Here is a 15,997-nt window from a genome sequence, read left to right as displayed (position 1 = left end):
CGCTACAGCAGGGCCGCGGCGCGCCAGACCGGCCGGGCCGGGCCCTCGACCAGGCCGAGCTCCTGCAGGTACGTCGTGACCCGGCTGCCGGCCCACCGCAGCGTCTCCCGGAAGCGCGGATTCGCCCAGGCCACCGCCCCGGCGTGGGCCGGGTCCAGGCCGACCGCCGCGTACGCCCGAGGGTTGATCAGGGAGTGGGTGACCGTGTAGGCGGCGCGGGCGACGACGACCTGGCAGTACCAACGGCGGGGCTTGGAACTGCCGGCGACCTGGCGGGCCAGTTCGTCGCGGGCGAACTTGATGTGCCGCGCCTCCTCGACCACGTGGATCCGCGAGACCATGCGGACCAGGGGTTGCAGGCTGTCGTCGGCCATCGCCTCGCGCTGCAGGGCGTCGAGGATCTCCTCGGCGATGAGCGCGGCGGCGAAGGTCTGGATGCCGCCGGCCGTGGCGCCGAGGTAGCGTCCGAGCGCGCGGTGCACGGCCGCCGGCTGGTACGCGGGCGCGCCGAAGGCCGAGATCATGCGGCCGAACATGATGCTGTGCCGGCACTCGTCGCCGATCTCGGTGAGCGCGTACTGCACGTGCGCACTGCGCGGGTCCAGGCCCGTCACGTGCCGGAGCAGCATCCGCATCAGCAGCACCTCGAACCAGATGCCGATGCTCGCGATGCTGGCCACCTCGTGCTTGGACAGCTCGACGCGCTGGGCCGGCGTGAGGGTGTCCCACAGCGGCGTGCCGAACAGCGACAGCCGTTCGGGCGGCGCGTACATGAGGCCGGCCGGCTGCGGGGCGTCCCAGTCGATGTCGACCTCGGGGTCGTAGGCGTTGCCGGCCGAGATCTTGAGCAGGCGGGCGGCGGTGGCCTCGCGCGGGTGCATGGCGGCTCCCTTGACGTTACCGGCCAGTACTTGGTACTAGTCGGTACCATGCCCCAGGAATCGTCGCCGGTCAAGGCCCCGCTCGTCGCGGGGGAGTCCACCTACGCCGTGGAGCTGCGCATCTCCGGGCAGTTCCAGCCGATTGACGGCCGGTTCCACTGGAGCGCGCGGATGGCGGCCGGGCCCGAGGTGGTGGCGCTGCTGCGGGCCGGGCGCCGGGACGTGCTGATCGGCGGGGTGCCGGCCCGGCTGGTCGAACTGAACCCGTGGGGCGACATCCGCGTCACGGGCACCGGGCGCCCGCCCGGATGACCAATGCGTCGGGCGCCACGCGCGGCCCCGGTCCCAGCGTCTGGCGGCTTGCTGGTGGTGGCGGGGTCGTGCGTGGCGCCCGGTGTCGCACGTCTGGGCGAAACGCGAAACGCGAAACGCGGAAGCGCGGGTCTCTCCGGCGGGGCGGGTGGTGCCGCGGTGGTGGGCCGGTGAGGGGTTGCGCCGTCGAGCTCAGCGGCCGGCGAGCAGCCGGCTCACCGCGTTGTCGACGTCGAGGTGGTCGGTCTCGTGTCCGCGTGGGACCACGCTGTACGTGCGGCGCAGGAAGCGCACCAGCACGCTGCGTGGCACCTCGAACAGCGCGTTGCCGTCCGGCGAGGACAGCGCCAGCGCGACGAAGTCGCCCCGCGGCCCGTTCCACGGCCAGACCCGCACGTCGCCGATCCCGGCCGGCTCGTCCAGCCCGGTGAACAGCAGCTCCCGTGCGAAGGACCAGCTCACCGGCTCGCCCCCGGCCGACTCGGCGTGGAAGAGCACGTGGACCGCGTACGGGTCGTTCGGGTCGTAGCGCAGGCTGGCTCGCACCGGCAGCGCGGTCGCGTCGGGCGCGACGAGTCGTAGGGATGTCTCGACCTCGACGGTCGATGGTCGGATAGCGCTCATGTCGTACTCCCCCCGGCACCGCTTGCGGAGCATGCCGTGCCCCGCCTCTCTATGTTGAGGCGATTCCCAGTGTTACGCGTAGTGATTCTACGATCTCACTCTGTAGTGTTTCTGGGCCCGATTTGCCGTCAACCGAACATCCTGCGTGCGATGTCTGGTTTTCTGGGCGCGGTCGGGGCTCTTGACGTGACGTGTGGGCCGTACGTCAATTCATTCCGGTAACGTCCCGTGGTCCATGGGAGTGACGGGTGTTTGCGTGATGCGAACGAGAATTGCGCGGCAGTGAGGTGGACGGGTCGGGCGTTACGCCTGATTCCGGACGCCGGTGGTCCCGCGAGGGTGACTTTCGGCGTGTCGCGTCCGCACTTGTACCGCGCCGATGGATGCGAACTTCGTCCGTTGTCAGGCACTATGTCGGTGAGTTGCGCTATTCGTCCGATTCGGTAGCGAATTCGGCCGCGACCCGCCGCTTCGTGGACCATGGAACGGTGTCTGAGCAGCCGCACCCGCCCGTGACCGTGACCGAACCGCCGGCGCCCGCACCCTGGCGGTCCCGCGCCGGCCGGATACGGGACGGCTTCCTGCGGCTGCGCGAGCGCGCGTACGCCACCCCGCTCGGCCGCCTCGGCGTAAAGATCGTGGTGGCCGTGGCCGGCACGCTCGTCATCGCCGTCGGCGTGATTCTGCTGCCGTTGCCAGGCCCGGGATGGCTCATCATTCTGGGCGGCCTGGCGCTGCTGGCGATGGAGTTCGCCTGGGCCCGCCGGCTGCTGCTGTTCACGCGTGCGCAACTGGTGCGCTGGACCCGCCTGGTCCGCGAGGGATCCTGGCTGGTGCGGGTCGTCTCCGTCGGCGGCCTGCTCCTGGTGGTCGGTGGCGCATTGCTGCTGTCGCTGCGGATCCTCGCCTGACTCCACATCCGCGATCTTCTGGATCGCGCGGGTGAGTTCTCGACATCCTGCCGGGGTGGCTCTTCCGCGTCGCTTCCGGCACTCGGCACGGTGATCGCGGTGCACCGATCACGCCCAATTCGCCGTGTCCGCTTTACCGATCGTGTGCGTTTCGTGTTGTATGCGTTTCGTGACGTGCCGATTTCCGTGGCGGGCGGGCGAAAGGGCTACTGTGGAGGTAATCTCGCCCGTGCAACGGGCGTAGCATGTACGCCAGTTATTGTGTTTGTGTCCGAATGATACGGGCGGTGCGCTCAGTGCCGAGCTCCGCATCGGTTCGGATCGCATAGCTTCTGCACAGCGGTTCTGTACACCTGGGTACCACCGAGGAAAGGCCACTCATGGCAAAACGCGTCATCCACGAGCTGATCGATGACATCGACGGCAAGCCCGCCGCCGAGAGCATCGTGTTCGCGCTCGACGGCGTGCAGTACGAGATCGACCTGTCCGCCGGCAACGCGGCCAAGCTGCGCGACGCGGTGGCTCCCTTCGTCGCGGCCGCGACGAAGATCGGCCGGGGTGGCGTCGTCGCCACCGCGCGCGGGCGCGAGGTCCGCGGCCGCAGCGTGACCCGCGGCGATCGCGACCAGAACCGCGCGATCCGCGAGTGGGCGCAGGCCAAGGGCATCGACGTGTCCGACCGGGGCCGCATCAAGCAGGACATCGTCGACCGGTATCACGCCGAGGCGGGCCGCTGACCGTCTCCTGTCGAAGACACCGGCGGGCCGGTCGCACGAAATCGTGCGACCGGCCCGCTTTGCATTGCCCGATTCCCCACGGCGGCGGTCGCCTTTGTCGGCCGCTTTCGGTTGCGGTGGTTTTGGCCACATGGTTTGGCCGCGCTTTTGGCCCGCCGCGGCACTTGCCGCCGATGCCTTTGCTCTCCCGTTGCCGGTTGCTTTGCCGCCCGCGCCGCCCGCCGTCCCACCCTCCGGACTCCGGCCGCGGGGGCCCGGCGATTTCGGCCCGGGCCAATTCCGCCCGATGATCACCGCGAGCGCATCGGGAATAACCGCCCGTGCAGACGTCGATCGATTCCGAATGCCCGCCGCTTGAAACGCAACGGCCGCGACCCCGAGGGGTCGCGGCCGTTCGCGCGTTCCGGCGGTGTTGCCGGTCTACCTGCACTTCTGCTTTTACTGCGCGGTGCTGAGCTCGCGCTGGGCGGTGCCGATCTCGATCTTGCGGGGCTGGGCCTTCTCGGCCACCGGGATCCGCAGGGTCAGCACGCCGGCGTCGTAGCTCGCCTCGAGCCGCTCGGTGTCGAGGCTGTCGCCCAGGACGAGGCGCCGGGTGACGGTGCCGGACGGGCGCTCGCTGATGACCCGCCGGACGCCCTCCCGCTCGACGCGGGTGCGCTCGGCGCTGACGGTGAGCACGTTGCGGTCGACCGTGGCGTCGATCGAGGCCGGGTCCACGCCGGGCAGGTCGATCTCGACGAAGAACGTGTCGCCGTCGCGGTAGGCGTCCAGCGGGGCGGCACTGCCGCGGCTGCCGGTGGTGCCGGTGGCCTGGCCGAAGAACTGGTCGAAGGCGTCAAAGGTGCGGAACGGAACGGTGCGCAGCAACATGATGAGTCCCCTCCAAGGTTGAGCCCGTGTCGCTCAAGTCTTACAACCGGGGAGATGCCCAGGGTCTTCCGCCCAGGAACGTGACCTGAGTCACCGGGACTCAACTTTGCGGCCGGCGGTCACAGCCAGCCGCGGGACTGGGCCACGCCGACGGCCTCGATGCGGTTGCGGGTGCCGGTCTTGGTGATGGCGGCCGACAGGTAGTTGCGCACAGTGCTCTCCGACAGGTGCAGCCGCTTGGCGATGTCCGCGACCGTCGACCCGTCCGCGGCCTCGCGCAGCACGTCGCGTTCCCGGTCGGTCAGCGGGTCGGGTCCGGCGGCGAGGGCGGCCGCGGCCAGGTCCGGGTCGACCACCCGCTCGCCGGCCAGCACCCGGCGCACCGCGGCGGCCAGCGACTCGACCGGGCCGTCCTTGACCAGGAAGCCGCTCGCGCCCGCCTCCATGGCCCGGCGCAGATAACCGGGCCGGCCGAACGTGGTCAGGATCAGCACCCGGCAGCCGGGCAGCCGGCGGCGCAGCTCGGCGGCGGCGGAGATGCCGTCGCCGCCGGGCATCTCGATGTCGAGCAGGGCCACGTCGGGCCGGGCCTCCAGCGCGGCCGGGACGATCGCGTCGCCGCTGGAGACCTGGGCCACCACCTCCAGGTCGGGCTCAAGGTCGAGCAGCAGCGCCAGGGCGCCGCGCATCATGCCCTGGTCTTCGGCGAGCAACACCCGGATCGTCATCGTGCCAACCCCATCGTCACAGCGAACAAGATCCCCGTCGTCACAGCGGAAGCCTCGCAGTCAGCGCGAAGCCGCCCTCTGCCCGGGCCCCAGTCTCCAGCGACCCGCCGGCCGAGCTCAGCCGCTCGCCCAGGCCGCGCAGCCCGTTGCCCACGTCCACGGTGGGCGAGGACGGGCCGAAGTCGCCGTCGTCGGCGACCCGCAGGATCGCCGCACCGTCCACTGTGGTCAGCGAGATCTCGCAGCGGGCGGCGCCGCTGTGCCGCACGACGTTGGTGGCCGCCTCGCGCACGACCCAGGCCAGCAGCCGGTCGGCGGCCTCGGGCAGCGGGTCGGCGGTGCGCAGGACCTCGGCCGCGATGCCCGCGGCGGTCAGCGCGCCCTTGGCCCGGGCCAGCTCCGCGGTCAGGCCGGTCTCCCGGTAGCCGGTCACCGCCTCGCGGATCTCGACCAGGGCGCGCCGGCCGACCTGCTCGATGTCCGCGGCCTGGGCCGCCGCGGCGGCCGGGTCGCGCTCGGCGATGCGCCGCACGACCTCGGCCTTCACCACGATGACGGACAGCGTGTGGCCGAGCAGGTCGTGCAGGTCGCGGGAGAAGCGCAGCCGCTCCTCGGCCACCGCCGACTCGGCCAGGGCGTCGCGGGTGTGCTTCAGCTCGTTGACGAGCCGGATCTGCTGGCGCACGGAGGCGACCAGCATCGACGACAGGGTCGTGCCGAGGGCGACCGAACCGATCTGCCACCCGTCCGCGTCCACGATCAGGCCGATGGCGATCAGCGCGCCGAGGCAGCCGAGGAACCACCAGATCGCCAGGACCATGCGCGGGACCGAGGCGTACACCGCGACCCCGCCGACCGAGACGTACAGCAGCAGGATGATCCAGTGCGAGCCGTACGTCAGGGCCAGGCCGACCCCGAGCACCGCCACCGCCCCGACCAGCACGTGATGGGCCCACGTGACGCAGCGCGATTCGAAGCCCATCGCCGCGGTGTACACGTACGCCACCTCGAACGCCGCCAGCCCGATCGCCGCCGCGGTGGTCGTGATCGTGCTCAGCGGGTCGACGAGGGCGAACGTCCACACCGCGACCCAGATCATGCCCCCGATGGGCGGGCGCGGCAGGCTCGGCGGACGCGGAAGGCGGGGCAGGCGGGGCATGGTCATCACCCTGTCACAGCACCGTGATGCGGCGCACCGAGCGGCGGAAGCCCCAGCTCGCCAGGGCCGCGAACAGTGCCAGCCACACGGCCAGGATCGCCACGTCGCCGACGGTCGGGGCGCCGCCGAACGCGACCCGCCACGACATGTCCGCGTAGGCGTGGGTGGGCAGCAGCCGGCCGATCGCCTGGACCCAGCCGGGCATGACGTCCAGCGGCAGCCACAGGCCGCCGACGATGGACATCCCGAGGTACACGAGCAGGTTGAGCGGCTGCGCGGTCTGGCTGGTGGCGAGATAGCCCAGCGCCAGCCCCAGCAGCGCGAACGGCACGGCCCCGGCCCACAGCAGCGGCAGGATCGCCGCCCACTGCCACCCGTCGAGGTGCACCCCGTTGATGAGCACCGCGGCCAGGCACAGCGCGAGCACCGGAGCCAGCGCGGCGGCCATCGCGGCCACCCCGCGGCCCAGCACCACCGTGATCGGCTTGAGCGGGGTCAGCCGGAGCTGCCGCAGCCAGCCGACGGAGCGGTCGGTGACCAGGCCGCTGGCGTAGTTGAGCAGGGCGCCGATCGCGCCGTAGCCGGCCATCGACACCATCGTGTAGGTCGCGGCGGCGCTCTTGTCCTGCCCGGTGAGGGTGCTGACGTTGGTGAACACCACGTAGCTCACCAGCGGCATGAGGACGGTGAAGATCAGCAGGCCGGGGGTGCGGCCGAGCCGGCGCAGCTCCAGCCGGATGTAGGGCAGCATGTCAGGCCTCCAGACCGGTCAGGGCGAGATAGGCCTCTTCCAGCCCGGCCCCGGCGACCTCGAGGTCGGCCAGGAGCCCGGCGGCGGCCAGGGCAAGGACGGTGGCGTCGGAGTCGGTGCTGGTCAGCACGGCCCGATCGGCCTGGGCGGCGAAGGCGACGACCCCGGGCAGCGCCGCATAGTCGGCGTCCTGCCGGGTCACACTGACGGTGCGCACGGTCACGCGCCGCTTGACCTCGGCGGCCGTGCCGTCGGCGATGACCCGGCCGCGGTCGAGGACCACGATCCGGTCCGCGTTGGCGTCGGCCTCCTCCAGGTAGTGGGTGGAGAACAGCACCGTGCGGCCCTGCCCGGCGTAGCGGCGCATCGCGGTCCAGAAGGCGCGGCGGGCCTCGACGTCCAGCGCGGCCGTCGGCTCGTCGAGCACCAGCAGGTCGGGCCGGCCGACGAGGGCCATCGCGAACCGCATCCGCTGGGCCTGGCCGCCGGAGAGCTTCTCCACCGTCCGCCCGGCCAGCCCGGTCAGGTCCGCGAGCTCGAGCGCCTCCGCGACCGGCATCGGGTCGGGGTAGACGTCATGCAGGAACCGCAGCAGATCGCCGACCGTGGATCGGGGCACCAGCCCGCCGGACTGCGGCATCGCGCCGACCCGGCCGGCGGCACAGGCGGCCTGCGGCGTGCCCCCGAACAGTTCGACCGTGCCGCTCCTCGGCGGCAGCAGGCCCAGCAGCATCAGCAGGGTCGTCGACTTGCCGGCCCCGTTGGGCCCCAGCACCGCGACGACCTCGCCGGTCTCGACCGTGAGCGTCACGTCCTCCACGGCCCGCACATTGCCATACAGGTACGACACATTTTGGAGCTCGACCGCGTTCATGCATGTGACGGTAGGTGCGGGCGGTGGCGGCGGGCAGATTCGTCGATCGCGATCCGGCGGTGACAAATGTCCTGCCGTTCGTACCGTCAAATACGATCAAGCCCATGGCACCGACCCCGCAGCCCGGCATCTTCGCGGCGGCCCTGGCCGAGCACGCGTACCTCGAGTTCGACCTCCGCCCCGGCGCCGCACCGCGGGAGCTGTTCGCGGCGCTGACCGCGGTCGGCGAGCCGATGCCGGCCACCGGCGCGATCAACGTCGTCGTCGGCGTCCGCCCGTCGCTGTGGGAGCCGGTCGTCGCCGTGGACTTCCTGGCCCCGATCACCGGCCCGGACGGGTTCACGATGCCGGCCACCCAGCACGACGCGTGGCTGTGGCTGTCCGGGGCCGACCGCACCGCGCTGTTCGACTACACGCGGGCCGCGCTGGGCATCCTGGAGACCGTCGCGGTCGCCGCCACGGAGGTTTCCGGCTGGGTGTACCACCACGACCGCGACCTGACCGGCTTCATCGACGGCACCGAGAACCCCACGCGCAGCGAGGCCCCGTCCGTCGCCGTGATCGCGGCGGGGCCGGCCGCGGGCTGCAGCGTCGCGCTCGTGCAGCAGTGGCGCCACGACACCGATGCGTGGGAGGCGCTCAGCGTCGCCGCGCAGGAGGACGTCATCGGCCGTACGAAGGCCGACTCGATCGAGCTCGACGACGACGTGAAGCCGCCGACGTCGCACGTGGCCCGCACCGTCGTCGAGGAGGACGGCGAGGAACTGGCGATCCTGCGCCGCAACACCGCGTACGGCACCGTGCGCGACCACGGCACCATGTTCGTCGGCTTCTGCGCGACCCAGCATCCGCTGGACGAGATGCTGCGCCGGATGGCCGGCGTGGGCGACGGGGTCCGCGACGCGCTCACGCGCTACACGGCCCCGCTCACCGGCGCCTACTACGTCATCCCGCCGGTGGAGGCGCTGGCCCCTTACGCGCCCGAGGCGTAGCCCGGCAGCAGGCTCGCGGGTGTGATCGGCAGCGAGCGGACCCGCTGCCCGGTCGCGTGGTACACCGCGTTCGCCACCGACGCCGCCGCCCCTACGATCCCGATCTCGCCGAGCCCCTTCGACCCCATCGGATTGAGGTGCGGGTCCTCCTCGGGCACGAACACGGCGTCGACGCGCGGGACGTCGGCGTTCACGCACACGTGGTACGAGGCCAGATCCGACGTCACGAAGTCGCCCCGCCGCCCGTCCAGCACCGTGTGCTCCATGAGCGCCATGCCCGCGCCCATCGTCATCCCGCCGATGATCTGCGAGCGCGCCGTGGTCGGGTTGATGACCCGGCCCACCGCGAACACCCCGAGCATCCGGTCCAGCCGCACCTCGCCGGTCGCCGGGTCCACCCGCACCGCGCAGAACTGGGCGCCGAAGGCGTGCCGGGCGAACTCCCCGCGGGCCGCGATGTCGGCGGTCGTGTCCGCGGACACGCAGATCCCCTCGGGCGGGACCCGGCCGTCGTGCTCCTTGTCGATCCGCTCCCGCAGCAGCCGGCACGCCTTGGTCACCGCCCACCCCCACGACGAGGTGCCCATCGACCCGCCGGCGACGGTGGCGAAGCCGATGGCGCTGTCCCCGACCCGGATCTCCACGCACGCCTCGGCCGTCCCGAGCGCGTCCGCGGCGATCTGGCGCATCACCGTGCGCGCGCCGGTGCCGATGTCGGCCGCGTTCACCGCCACCTCGAAGTGGTCGTCGGCGGTCGCCCGCGCGGTCGCGGTCGACGGCCAGGTGATCGCCGGGAACGACGAGGCGGCGACGCCGGTCCCGAGCAGCCAGCGGCCCTCCCGGCGGCCGGCCGGGCGGGGATCGCGGCCGGACCAGCCGAACCGCTCCGCGCCCTCGCGCAGGCACTCGACGAGGTGGCGGCTGCTGAACGGCAGCCCCTCGGCGTCGTGGGTCGCGTCGTTGTCGATCCGCAGCTGCACCGGATCCCAGCTTCCCGCCGCGGCCAGCTCGTCCATCGCCGACTCCAGCGCGAACGAGCCCGGGCACTCGCCGGGCGCGCGCATCCACGTCGGCGGCGGCACGTCCAGCGCGACGACGCGGTGGCTCGTGGTCAGGTTCGGCACTCCATAGTGGACCCGGCTCACCGCCGCGCTCTGCTCGGTGTACTCCACCAGCCGCGAGCACTGGCTGATGGCCTCGTGCCCCAGGGCGACCAGCCGGCCCCGGCGGTCCGCGCCGAGCCGGACCCGCTGGATGGTCGGGGTGCGGTAGCCGGCCAGCGAGAAGAGCATCGAGCGCTGCAGGGCGAGCTTCACCGGCCGGCCGACGCACCGGGCGGCCATCGCGGCCAGCACCACGTTCGGCCACGGCGCGCCCTTGGAGCCGAAGCCGCCGCCGACGTGCTCGTTCTGCACGCGCACCAGCTGCGGCGGCAGCTCGAACATCGCGGCCAGGGTCTCCCGCACGGACGAGGACGCCTGCGTCGCGTCGAACACGTGCAGCTGCCCGCGCTCCCAGAACGCGGTCGTCGCGTGCGGCTCCATCGCCATGTGGTGCTCGGTCGGCGTGCGGTACGTCGCGTCGACGCGCACGTCCGCGGCCGCGAACCCGGCGTCGAAGTCGCCGTTGTCGATCCGCCCGGGCAGGCCCGCGTTGACCACCGGCGGCTCGTAGAGGCCCGGATGGTCGGCCCGCAGCACCGTGTCCGCCGCCTCGACGTCGGCCTCGACGGCCACCGCCTCCGCGCCCTCCCGCGCCCGCTCCAGCGACGTGGCCACCACGAGCGCGACGACCTGGCCGTAGTACCGCACGTCGGGCGACTGCAGCACCAGCAGGTTCGGGTCGCTGCCGGGCTCCAGCCGCGGCGAGTTGCCGTGCCACAGCACCGCCAGCACGCCGTCGAGGGCGAGCGCCGGCGCGGTGTCCACGGTGCTCACCCGGCCGCGCGCGAACGTCGCCTGGACCGGCCACGCGTAGACCGCGCCCGGCAGCGGGTGGTCCACGGCGTAGCGGGCCTGCCCGGTCACCTTGTCCCGGGCCTCCAGCCGCGGCTCCGCCCGTCCGATGTGGACCGGGGCCGGGCGCGTCCCCTGAAACGTCACGGCGTCGCCTCCGTCATCTCGCGCAGCAGCTCGACCGTCAGATTGCGCAGGAGCGGGATCTTGTACCCGTTGTCGCGCAACGGTTTCGCCCCCGCCAGTTCGGCGTCGGCGGCCGCGGCGAAGCTCTCGGCGGTCGCCGGTGCCCCGCGCAGGGCCCGCTCGGCCGCCCACGCGCGCCACGGCAGGTGCGCGACCGCGCCCCAGGCGATCCGCACGTCGTGCACCACCCCGTCGCGCACGTCCACGGCGGCCGCGATCGAGCCGGCCGCGAACGCGAACGACGCGCGGTCGCGCACCTTGCGGTACCGTGAGCCGGTGGCCAGCGGGCAGTCGGGCAGGACGACTCCGGTGATGAGCGAGCCGGGCGGCAGGTTCGTGTCCAGGTCCGGCCGGTCGCCGGGCCGGCGGTAGAGGTCGTGCACGCTGATCGCGGCCGGGCCGTGCGGGCCGAGATACTGCACCGAGGCGTCCACCATGGACAGCGCCACCGCGAGGTCGGACGGGTTCGTGGCGATGCACTGCTCGGACGCGCCCAGGATGGCCAGGTCGTGGTGCTCCCCGGCGCGGGCGTCGCAGCCGGAGCCGGGATCGCGCTTGTTGCACGCCTTGGTGACGTCCTGGAAGTACCGGCAGCGGGTGCGTTGCAACAGGTTCCCGCCCACGGTCGCGCGGTTGCGCAGCTGCCCGGACGCGCCGGCCAGGACCGCCTCCGCCACCGCCGGATACGCCGCGGCGACGACCGGATGGCGGGCCAGGTCGGTGTTGGAGACCAGCGCCCCGATGCGCACCCCGCCGCCGTCGAAGGTCTCCACGTCGCGGTACGGCAGCCCGCCCACGTCCACCAGCCGGTCCGGCGTGGCCACCCCGAGCTTCATGAGGTCCACCAGGTTCGTCCCGCCGGCCAGATACGTCGAGCCCGGCTTGACCATCGTCGCGACCGCGCCCGCCGGGTCCTCCGGGCGCTCGTACTCGAACGGCCTCATGACGCGGACGCCACTTCGTAGACGGCGGCGGCGATGTGCGTGTACGCCCCGCAGCGGCAGATGTTGCCGCTCATCGCCTCGCGGATCGCGGCCGGCGACTCGGTCTCCACCTCGGTCAGCCCGACCGCGGAGCAGATCTGGCCCGGCGTGCAGAACCCGCACTGCAGCGCGTCGTGCGCGATGAACGCCTCCTGGATCGGGTGCAGCCCGCGCCCAGCGCTCAGGCCCTCGACGGTCGTCACCGACGCGCCGTCCACCGAGCAGGCGAGCACCAGGCAGCTGACCACCCGCCGGCCGTCCAGCAGGACCGTGCACGCCCCGCACTGCCCCTGGTCGCAGCCCTTCTTCGCCCCGGTGAGCGCGAGGTGCTCGCGCAGCGCGTCCAGCAGCGTGGTGCGGTTGTCCAGCCGCATCTGATGCTCGTGTCCGTTGACGTGCAGCGTCACGTCGGTCTCGGTCGCTCTCACAGTCGTCGTGCCCACGTCGCCGAGCTACCCACTTGACCTGAACTGTGCTTGAGGTACCAGGGTGATTTCATGCGCGCGATCGAAGTGGCCCGCTTCGGCGGCCCCGAGGTGCTGGTCCCCGTCGATGTCCCCGATCCGGTGCCGGGCCCCGGCCAGGTGGCCGTGGCCGTCGGCGCCGCGGACACCCTGTGGCTGGAGACCCAGGTCCGGGCCGGGCGGGGCGGGCCGTTCTTCCCCACCGAGCCGCCGTACCGCCCGGGCGTCGGCGTGGCCGGCACGGTGACCACCGTGGGCAGTGGCGTCGACCCGCAGTGGATCGGCCGCCGCGTCGTCGCGCGCCTCGGCCACACGGGCGGCGGCTACGCCACCGTCGCCCTGGCGCCCGCCGCCGGGCTGGTTCCGGTCCCGGACGCCGTCGACGACCCGGACGCGGCGGCGGTCCTGCACGACGGCGTGACGGCCCTGGCGCTGCTGGACGTCGTCGCGCTGCGGCCGGGGGAGCGGGTGCTGATCACCGCGGCCGCCGGCGGGATGGGCGCCCTGCTGGTGCAGCTGGCGCGGTCCGCGGGCGCGACGGCGATCGCCGCGGCCCGGGGCCCGGCCAAGCTGGACCGGCTGCGCGAGCTGGGCGCGCACCAGGTGGTGGACTACTCCGGCGCGGACTGGACCGCCGCCGTCGACCCGGTGGACGTCGTGCTGGACGGGGCCGGCGGCGCTTACGGCGATGCGGCCTTTTCGCTGGTACGCCACGGTGGCCGCTTCTCCGGCCATGGCACTCCGGCCGGTGGCTTCGCGACCCCCGCCCCGGCCCGCGGTGTCACGGTCACCGGGATCGGGGCGGTGCAGCTCACGCCGGAGCGCCACCGCGCCTACCTGTCGGCGGCGCTGGACGCGGTCGCGGAGAAGCGGATCTCGCCGCTGATCGGCCAGTTGTACCGCCTGGACGAGGCCCCGGCCGCGCACCGCGGGATCGAGGACCGGACGGCGGTCGGCAAGACCCTGTTCCTGCCGTAGGGCTCAGCAGTCGCAGGTGATGGCCGAGCGGGGCGCGGTGAGGTCGTCCACGGGCCGCCGGTCGGGGCCGTGGTCGGTCTCGAACGGCAGGCCCTCCCGCACCCAGTACTCGAACCCGCCGATCATCTCCCGCACGCGGTACCCGAGCCGCGCGAACTCCAGCGCGGCCCGGGTCGCGCCGTTGCAGCCGGGCCCCCAGCAGTAAGTGACCACGTCCGCGCCGGCCGGGACCAGCTCGCGGGCCCGGCCGGCGATGTCGGCGGTCGGCAGGTGCACGGCGCCGGGGATGTGCCCCTGCGCCCAGGCCTGCGCGCCGCGCGAGTCGACGACGACGAGGCTCGCCTTTCCGGCGTGCACGTCGCTGACGTCGGTCTCGAAGCGGAGTTTTCCGGCAAAGTGCTCGATCGCGTCGCTCATGTGTCGAGCATTGCGGGGTTTCCGGGGGCTGTGTGAGTGGCGCGATCGCCGCTGTTCGCTAACATCGCGCCATGGTGGAGGTGCGGATCGAGCCGGCGGGCCGGACGGTGGCGGTGCTGGCGTTCGCCGGCATGTCCCTGTTCGAGACGGGCATCGCGACCGAGGTGTTCGGGCTGCCGCGGCCCGAGCTGCAGGTCCCCTGGTACCGGCTGACCATCTGCGGCCCGGCCGACGTCGCGCCGGCCCCGATTCCGGTTCTCGGTGGCGCCACGCTGCAGCCGGCGGCCGGCCTGCGCGCCCTCGCGGCGGCCGGCACGGTGATCGTGCCCGGGGTCGAGGACGTGCACGCCGACCCGGCGCCGGAGGTGCTCGCGGCGCTGCGCGCGGCCCATGCCCGCGGTGCCCGGATCGTGTCCATCTGCTCGGGCGCGTTCGCGCTGGCCGCCGCGGGCCTGCTCGACGGGCGGCGGGCGACGACGCACTGGCGGTACGCGGAGGTGTTCCGGGCCCGGTTCCCGCACCTCGACCTGGACCCGGACGTGCTCTACATCGCCGACGGCGACGTGTGGACCAGCGCCGGCAGCGCGGCCGGCATCGACCTGTGCCTGCACGTCGTGCGCACCGACCACGGCGCCGCGATCGCCAACGCGGTGGCCCGCCGGCTCGTCGTGCAGCCGCACCGCGACGGCGGCCAGGCCCAGTTCATCGAGGCCCCGATGCCCGCCGGCGCGGACGACGACCGGATCGCCGCCAGCCTGGCGTGGGCGCTCACCCGGCTGCGCGAGCCGCTGACCCTCGCCGAGCTGGCCCGGCAGGCGCACATGGCGCCGCGCACGTACCTGCGGCACTTCACCCGCGCGACCGGGACCAGCCCGATCCGCTGGCTGCTGCGCCAGCGCATCCAGGCCAGCCTGTCGCTGCTGGAGACCACGGACGCGCCGATCGAGCAGGTGGCGGCGGCGGTGGGCTTCGACGCCGCGGTGACCTTCCGGCACCACTTCAGCAACGCGATGCGGACCTCGCCGTCGGCATATCGGCAAGCCTTCCGGGACCGCGGCTGACGTCCGGCATGCTGGGGGCATGACATCGGACTCGCCCGCGGTGATCTCGGTCATGCTGATCGTCCCCGATTCGGACGCCGCGGTGCGCTGGTACCAGTCCGCGCTGGGCGCCACGCAACTGTGGAACCTCGGTGGCGTCGCCGGGCTGGAGATCGGCGGCGCCGCGTTCTTCCTGCACGAGGTCAACCCCGAGAACCCGGCCGAGGTCAGCCCGGCTCAGGCGGGCGCGACGAGCGTCCGGGTCGAGCTGTTCGCCGACGACCCCGACGCCGTCATCGCGCGGGCCGTCGCCGCCGGTGCGGTCGCGGGCACGCCGATCCAGGATCACCAGGTGCCGTGGGGCACCCACCGCCAGGGCGGCTTCACCGATCCGTTCGGCCACAGGTGGTCGGTGGGGGACAGGTCGCCGCTCATCCGGCGCTAGCCGCGCTCCGTCAGCGGCCGGCCGTCCCAGGTCCAGTTGTCCCGCACCGGGAAGCCCGGCAGCTCGGCGCGGCCGGTCGCCCACAGCAGCACCCGCCACGGATCGTCGTGCGCGGGCACGTCGACGAACAGCCGGTCGAGCACGGCCTGGCAGAGGTCGGCCGGCGGGTTCCAGGCCACGCCCACCGTGTCGGCCACGTCCCACGCGTGGACCAGCACCTCGACCACGCCCATCGCGGCGAAGCCGTCCGCGTCGCTCACGCCGTACGGGTGCCAGCCCCGCCGCTCGGCGCCGGCCGCGTCGACGACCGTGGCGAGCATGCCGCCGCACGCCTCCAGGGCGCGCAGCAGACCCGCGGTCCCGGCCGTCTCCTCCACGAAGATCGTGTTCTGCGGCCCGCCCTCGCGCAGGGCCCGCCACACGAACGGCACATAGGTGTCGCCGCGGGCGGCGAACTCGGTCGCGAGCTGCCCGGCGTAGGCGAACAGGTCGTCCGCCATGTGCTCCATGGTTTCCCAGCAGGTCCACGACAGCGTCCCGGCGGGCCGGCCCCACCCGTCGTCGGGCACGCCGGCGAAGGCCGCACGGGCCAGGGACACGGACCGCAGCACGTCGGCGCCAGTCATCACGCGGGCAAAGCTAACAGAGTCGGGCGTTTAATCCGCGCATGACAGCCCCGATGCCGGG

Annotated in this window: 19 protein-coding genes; 7 read left to right on the top strand and 12 right to left on the bottom strand. The window is 73.1% G+C overall.

Annotated elements, in window-relative coordinates; translation table 11 throughout:
- Positions 1 to 2: 2 nt before the first annotated feature.
- Positions 3 to 881, bottom strand: a complete 879-nt coding sequence (locus ACQP00_RS42890) for an AurF N-oxygenase family protein (RefSeq protein ID WP_433208224.1) — start codon at positions 879 to 881, stop codon at positions 3 to 5.
- Positions 882 to 929: 48 nt separating this feature from the next.
- Here ACQP00_RS42890 and ACQP00_RS42885 point away from each other — a divergent pair, with 48 nt between their 5' ends.
- Positions 930 to 1,193 carry a DUF4873 domain-containing protein gene (locus tag ACQP00_RS42885; protein ID WP_433208221.1) on the top strand — a complete coding sequence of 88 codons (264 nt, stop codon included), beginning with the start codon at positions 930 to 932 and terminating at the stop codon, positions 1,191 to 1,193.
- Positions 1,194 to 1,385: 192 nt separating this feature from the next.
- Here ACQP00_RS42885 and ACQP00_RS42880 read toward each other — a convergent pair whose 3' ends face one another.
- Positions 1,386 to 1,817 (bottom strand): SsgA family sporulation/cell division regulator, encoded by a 432-nt coding sequence (locus ACQP00_RS42880; RefSeq protein ID WP_344503366.1) that lies wholly within the window; start codon positions 1,815 to 1,817, stop codon positions 1,386 to 1,388.
- Positions 1,818 to 2,305: 488 nt separating this feature from the next.
- On the opposite strand from ACQP00_RS42880, the gene ACQP00_RS42875 reads away from it, so the two are divergent.
- Both ACQP00_RS42875 and ACQP00_RS42870 read left to right on the top strand, forming a co-directional pair.
- On the top strand, positions 2,306 to 2,728 hold the full coding sequence (locus ACQP00_RS42875; RefSeq protein WP_433208218.1) for a TIGR02611 family protein: 423 nt from the start codon (positions 2,306 to 2,308) through the stop codon (positions 2,726 to 2,728).
- Positions 2,729 to 3,108: 380 nt separating this feature from the next.
- Positions 3,109 to 3,465 carry a histone-like nucleoid-structuring protein Lsr2 gene (locus ACQP00_RS42870; protein ID WP_433208215.1) on the top strand — a complete coding sequence of 119 codons (357 nt, stop codon included), beginning with the start codon at positions 3,109 to 3,111 and terminating at the stop codon, positions 3,463 to 3,465.
- Positions 3,466 to 3,903: 438 nt separating this feature from the next.
- On the opposite strand, the gene ACQP00_RS42865 is transcribed toward ACQP00_RS42870, so the two are convergent.
- The 5 genes from ACQP00_RS42865 to ACQP00_RS42845 all read right to left on the bottom strand — a co-directional run bounded on the left by ACQP00_RS42865 (position 3,904) and on the right by ACQP00_RS42845 (position 7,850).
- Positions 3,904 to 4,338 (bottom strand): Hsp20/alpha crystallin family protein, encoded by a 435-nt coding sequence (locus ACQP00_RS42865; protein WP_433208212.1) that lies wholly within the window; start codon positions 4,336 to 4,338, stop codon positions 3,904 to 3,906.
- A 119-nt stretch (positions 4,339 to 4,457) separates the two neighbouring features.
- The gene (locus tag ACQP00_RS42860; protein WP_433048847.1) at positions 4,458 to 5,066 is read right to left on the bottom strand and encodes a response regulator transcription factor; all 609 of its coding nucleotides are present in this window, start codon (positions 5,064 to 5,066) and stop codon (positions 4,458 to 4,460) included.
- A gap of 40 nt (positions 5,067 to 5,106) precedes the next feature.
- Positions 5,107 to 6,225 (bottom strand): sensor histidine kinase, encoded by a 1,119-nt coding sequence (locus ACQP00_RS42855; protein ID WP_433208209.1) that lies wholly within the window; start codon positions 6,223 to 6,225, stop codon positions 5,107 to 5,109.
- A gap of 13 nt (positions 6,226 to 6,238) precedes the next feature.
- Complete coding sequence (locus ACQP00_RS42850) at positions 6,239 to 6,976, bottom strand: ABC transporter permease (protein WP_433208206.1); 738 nt, start codon at positions 6,974 to 6,976, stop codon at positions 6,239 to 6,241.
- Between the two features lies 1 nt (position 6,977).
- A complete protein-coding gene (locus ACQP00_RS42845; RefSeq protein ID WP_433208203.1) occupies positions 6,978 to 7,850 on the bottom strand; it encodes an ABC transporter ATP-binding protein in 873 nt (290 codons plus the stop codon).
- 104 nt (positions 7,851 to 7,954) lie between these two features.
- Here ACQP00_RS42845 and ACQP00_RS42840 point away from each other — a divergent pair, with 104 nt between their 5' ends.
- A complete protein-coding gene (locus tag ACQP00_RS42840) occupies positions 7,955 to 8,842 on the top strand; it encodes a Dyp-type peroxidase (RefSeq protein ID WP_433208200.1) in 888 nt (295 codons plus the stop codon).
- On the opposite strand, the gene ACQP00_RS42835 is transcribed toward ACQP00_RS42840, so the two are convergent.
- Genes ACQP00_RS42835 through ACQP00_RS42825 form a run of 3 tightly spaced genes read right to left on the bottom strand, consistent with a single transcriptional unit; the run spans position 8,824 to position 12,340 of the window.
- Positions 8,824 to 10,944: a xanthine dehydrogenase family protein molybdopterin-binding subunit gene (locus ACQP00_RS42835; protein WP_433208197.1), complete on the bottom strand. Its 2,121-nt coding sequence runs from the start codon at positions 10,942 to 10,944 to the stop codon at positions 8,824 to 8,826. The genes ACQP00_RS42840 and ACQP00_RS42835 overlap by 19 nt on opposite strands.
- Complete coding sequence (locus ACQP00_RS42830) at positions 10,941 to 11,927, bottom strand: FAD binding domain-containing protein (protein ID WP_433208194.1); 987 nt, start codon at positions 11,925 to 11,927, stop codon at positions 10,941 to 10,943. The genes ACQP00_RS42835 and ACQP00_RS42830 overlap by 4 nt, the downstream gene beginning before the upstream one ends.
- Entirely contained in the window at positions 11,924 to 12,340 is a 417-nt protein-coding gene (locus ACQP00_RS42825; protein ID WP_433224197.1) for a (2Fe-2S)-binding protein, read from the bottom strand. The genes ACQP00_RS42830 and ACQP00_RS42825 overlap by 4 nt, the downstream gene beginning before the upstream one ends.
- A 123-nt stretch (positions 12,341 to 12,463) precedes the next feature.
- Here ACQP00_RS42825 and ACQP00_RS42820 point away from each other — a divergent pair, with 123 nt between their 5' ends.
- Complete coding sequence (locus tag ACQP00_RS42820) at positions 12,464 to 13,408, top strand: zinc-binding dehydrogenase (protein WP_433208191.1); 945 nt, start codon at positions 12,464 to 12,466, stop codon at positions 13,406 to 13,408.
- 3 nt (positions 13,409 to 13,411) lie between these two features.
- On the opposite strand, the gene ACQP00_RS42815 is transcribed toward ACQP00_RS42820, so the two are convergent.
- Positions 13,412 to 13,825, bottom strand: coding sequence for a rhodanese-like domain-containing protein (locus ACQP00_RS42815; RefSeq protein ID WP_433208188.1), 414 nt, complete (start codon positions 13,823 to 13,825; stop codon positions 13,412 to 13,414).
- A gap of 71 nt (positions 13,826 to 13,896) precedes the next feature.
- Between ACQP00_RS42815 and ACQP00_RS42810 the strand changes: the two genes are divergently transcribed.
- Positions 13,897 to 14,886 (top strand): helix-turn-helix domain-containing protein, encoded by a 990-nt coding sequence (locus ACQP00_RS42810; protein WP_433208186.1) that lies wholly within the window; start codon positions 13,897 to 13,899, stop codon positions 14,884 to 14,886.
- A gap of 19 nt (positions 14,887 to 14,905) precedes the next feature.
- Complete coding sequence (locus tag ACQP00_RS42805) at positions 14,906 to 15,310, top strand: VOC family protein (RefSeq protein ID WP_433208183.1); 405 nt, start codon at positions 14,906 to 14,908, stop codon at positions 15,308 to 15,310.
- On the opposite strand, the gene ACQP00_RS42800 is transcribed toward ACQP00_RS42805, so the two are convergent.
- Positions 15,307 to 15,936, bottom strand: a complete 630-nt coding sequence (locus tag ACQP00_RS42800; RefSeq protein ID WP_433224195.1) for a maleylpyruvate isomerase N-terminal domain-containing protein — start codon at positions 15,934 to 15,936, stop codon at positions 15,307 to 15,309. The genes ACQP00_RS42805 and ACQP00_RS42800 overlap by 4 nt on opposite strands.
- Between the last annotated feature and the right edge of the window lie 61 nt (positions 15,937 to 15,997).

Source organism: Dactylosporangium sp. CS-047395 (assembly GCF_050942185.1).
Lineage (GTDB): Bacteria > Actinomycetota > Actinomycetes > Mycobacteriales > Micromonosporaceae > Dactylosporangium.
This window is presented reverse-complemented; position numbering and strand designations above follow the sequence as displayed.

Bases quoted from the DNA above. Each gene is read 5' to 3' on its own strand.
- ACQP00_RS42890 (WP_433208224.1), bottom strand. From the start codon at position 881: ATGCACCCGCGCGAGGCCACCGCCGCCCGCCTGCTCAAGATCTCGGCC.
- ACQP00_RS42885 (WP_433208221.1), top strand. From the start codon at position 930: ATGCCCCAGGAATCGTCGCCGGTCAAGGCCCCGCTCGTCGCGGGGGAG.
- ACQP00_RS42880 (WP_344503366.1), bottom strand. From the start codon at position 1,817: ATGAGCGCTATCCGACCATCGACCGTCGAGGTCGAGACATCCCTACGA.
- ACQP00_RS42870 (WP_433208215.1), top strand. From the start codon at position 3,109: ATGGCAAAACGCGTCATCCACGAGCTGATCGATGACATCGACGGCAAG.
- ACQP00_RS42865 (WP_433208212.1), bottom strand. From the start codon at position 4,338: ATGTTGCTGCGCACCGTTCCGTTCCGCACCTTTGACGCCTTCGACCAG.
- ACQP00_RS42860 (WP_433048847.1), bottom strand. From the start codon at position 5,066: ATGACGATCCGGGTGTTGCTCGCCGAAGACCAGGGCATGATGCGCGGC.
- ACQP00_RS42855 (WP_433208209.1), bottom strand. From the start codon at position 6,225: ATGCCCCGCCTGCCCCGCCTTCCGCGTCCGCCGAGCCTGCCGCGCCCG.
- ACQP00_RS42850 (WP_433208206.1), bottom strand. From the start codon at position 6,976: ATGCTGCCCTACATCCGGCTGGAGCTGCGCCGGCTCGGCCGCACCCCC.
- ACQP00_RS42845 (WP_433208203.1), bottom strand. From the start codon at position 7,850: ATGAACGCGGTCGAGCTCCAAAATGTGTCGTACCTGTATGGCAATGTG.
- ACQP00_RS42840 (WP_433208200.1), top strand. From the start codon at position 7,955: ATGGCACCGACCCCGCAGCCCGGCATCTTCGCGGCGGCCCTGGCCGAG.
- ACQP00_RS42830 (WP_433208194.1), bottom strand. From the start codon at position 11,927: ATGAGGCCGTTCGAGTACGAGCGCCCGGAGGACCCGGCGGGCGCGGTC.
- ACQP00_RS42825 (WP_433224197.1), bottom strand. From the start codon at position 12,340: ATGCGGCTGGACAACCGCACCACGCTGCTGGACGCGCTGCGCGAGCAC.
- ACQP00_RS42820 (WP_433208191.1), top strand. From the start codon at position 12,464: ATGCGCGCGATCGAAGTGGCCCGCTTCGGCGGCCCCGAGGTGCTGGTC.
- ACQP00_RS42815 (WP_433208188.1), bottom strand. From the start codon at position 13,825: ATGAGCGACGCGATCGAGCACTTTGCCGGAAAACTCCGCTTCGAGACC.
- ACQP00_RS42810 (WP_433208186.1), top strand. From the start codon at position 13,897: ATGGTGGAGGTGCGGATCGAGCCGGCGGGCCGGACGGTGGCGGTGCTG.
- ACQP00_RS42805 (WP_433208183.1), top strand. From the start codon at position 14,906: ATGACATCGGACTCGCCCGCGGTGATCTCGGTCATGCTGATCGTCCCC.
- ACQP00_RS42800 (WP_433224195.1), bottom strand. From the start codon at position 15,936: ATGACTGGCGCCGACGTGCTGCGGTCCGTGTCCCTGGCCCGTGCGGCC.